Genomic DNA, 2,308 nt, shown 5'->3' with positions numbered 1-2,308 from the left:
AGCCCGGCAGGGTGCAGCCCGCAAGGCGATGCCCTGGCCGCGCAGGCCCGGGCAGAGCGCGATCCGCAGGCGCGCATGGCCCTGCTGGCGCAGGCCGAAACCGCCGTCACGGCGGCCAACAGCTTCATCCCGATCGCGCGGCCGTTGCGCTGGTCGCTGGTGCGCAGCCGCGTGACCGGGTTTTCCCCCAATCCGTGGGGTTGGCACCCGCTGCCACCGCTGACCATTGTGCCGAAATAGGCAGTTTTTCGAAGAATTGCCGCGATCAGGGCGATTTTTCGCATTTGGTCATGGCGGCGAAAGGAACAACCCGCTAGGGGGCGGGGGCCGAGAGATGGTATATCGGGCTTCGCGTGGTGAGGCCGTGGCACTGTCGTCTGGCCTTATAAACACCCGTGTAATATCCCCAGCCGGTCCCTGCCCACGTTGCGGCCCGGCCCAGACCCGTTGAGTTTCATGCCCTTTTCATCTCTCCCTGCTGCCGTTGCCGAATCCCTTGCCGCCCGTGGCTATGCCGAACCGACTCCGGTCCAGGCCGCCGTGCTCGAAGCGGAAGCGGCCGGCCGCGACCTTCTGGTTTCTGCCCAGACCGGCTCTGGCAAGACCGTTGCCTTTGGCGTGGCCATGGCTTCCGATCTCCTTGGCGATGGCGTGCCGCCGGCCGGCGCGCCGCTGGCCCTGGCCATTGCCCCCACGCGTGAACTGGCCCTTCAGGTCAGCCGCGAACTTGCCTGGCTTTATGAAAAGGCCGGCCTGCGCATCGCCACCTGCGTTGGCGGGATGGACCCGTCCAAGGAACGCCGCCAGCTCAACCATGGTGCGCACATCGTGGTCGGCACGCCCGGCCGCCTGCGCGACCATCTCGAACGCGGCGCGCTCGATCTTTCGGCCCTGCGCTTCGTCGTCCTCGATGAAGCCGACGAAATGCTCGACATGGGCTTCCGCGAAGACCTGGAAGAACTGCTCGACGCCACCCCGGCAGAGCGCCGCACGCTGCTGTTCTCGGCCACCATGCCGCGTCCGATCGCGGTGCTGGCCAAGCAGTATCAGCGCGACGCGCTGCGCATCTCCACGATCGACGATCGCCAGGGCCATGGCGACATCAGCTACCAGGCTGTCGCCGTCTCGCCCAACGACATCGAGAACGCGGTGATCAACCTGCTGCGCTTCCACGAGGCGGAAACGGCCATGCTGTTCTGCGCCACGCGTGACAATGTGCGCCGCCTGCATGCCACGCTGGTCGAGCGCGGCTTCGCCGCCGTGGCGCTGTCGGGCGAGCACAGCCAGAACGAGCGCAACCAGGCGATCCAGGCCTTGCGTGACGGGCGCGCCCGCATCTGCGTGGCCACCGACGTGGCCGCACGCGGGATCGACATTCCCTCGCTCAGCCTGGTGGTCCACGTGGAAGTGCCGCGTGACGCGGAAACCCTGCAGCACCGTTCGGGCCGCACCGGCCGCGCCGGTCGCAAGGGCACGGCCGTGTTGGTGGTGCCCTATCCGCGCCGCCGCCGCCTGGAAGAAATGCTGCGCCGCGCGCGGATCGAGGCGGAATGGATGCCGGCCCCCGGCGCTGCCCAGATTCGCGAGCGTGACCGCGAGCGCCTGCTCGAAAAGCTGCTGGCCCCGGTCGACGCCGAAGACGTGCTCGAAGATGACGTGGCCCTGGCCGACACGCTGATGGAACGCATGGAAGTGCGCGATATCGCGCTGGCGCTGGTGCGCAGCTATCGCTCGGCCATGCCGCAGCCCGAAGACCTCATCGACCTGTCGACCGAGGAAGGCCGCAAGGCCACGCACCGCACGGGCTTTGACGACGTGTCGTGGTTCCGCATGGATATCGGCCGCCGCCAGAACGCCGATCCGCGCTGGCTGCTGCCGCTGTTGTGCCGCCGTGGCCACATCACCCGCAACGAGATCGGTGCGATCCGCATCGGCCCGAGCGAAACCTACTTCCAGGTGCCCAAGGCGATGGAAGATCGTTTCCGCGCCGCGTTGCAGCGCACCGCGCGCGAAGGCGCCGAGGATGAAACCGGCATCCGCATCGAACCGAGCGAACCGCCGCGCGAAATGGCCCGCACCAACCGCCGCCAGGGCAATGGCCCCAACCGCCCGCGCGAAGGCTTCCCGCCGCGCGGTGATGGCCCGCGCAACGATGGCCCCCGCACGCACCGCAAGGGCCCGCCGCGCCGCCGCGAAGGCTGAACCCAAAAGATCCTCCCCCACACCGTGGGGGAGGTGGCGGCCGCAGGCCGTCGGAGGGGGCGTTTACCTCCTTAACCCGCGCGCTCGTCCTGCCGTTCCAGCGGCT

Annotated in this window: 1 protein-coding gene and 1 pseudogene; both read left to right on the top strand. The window is 68.6% G+C overall.

The window, feature by feature from the left end; translation table 11 throughout:
- Positions 1–240: pseudogene (locus H926_RS33535) on the top strand (ABC transporter substrate-binding protein); the annotation flags it as partial.
- Between the two features lie 216 nt (positions 241–456).
- On the top strand, positions 457–2,202 hold the full coding sequence (locus H926_RS0117555; protein ID WP_022677473.1) for a DEAD/DEAH box helicase: 1,746 nt from the start codon (positions 457–459) through the stop codon (positions 2,200–2,202).
- Positions 2,203–2,308 lie beyond the last annotated feature (106 nt).

The sequence above is a fragment of the Novosphingobium sp. B-7 genome (genome assembly GCF_000410615.1).
GTDB classification, from domain to species: domain Bacteria; phylum Pseudomonadota; class Alphaproteobacteria; order Sphingomonadales; family Sphingomonadaceae; genus Novosphingobium; species Novosphingobium capsulatum.
This window is presented reverse-complemented; position numbering and strand designations above follow the sequence as displayed.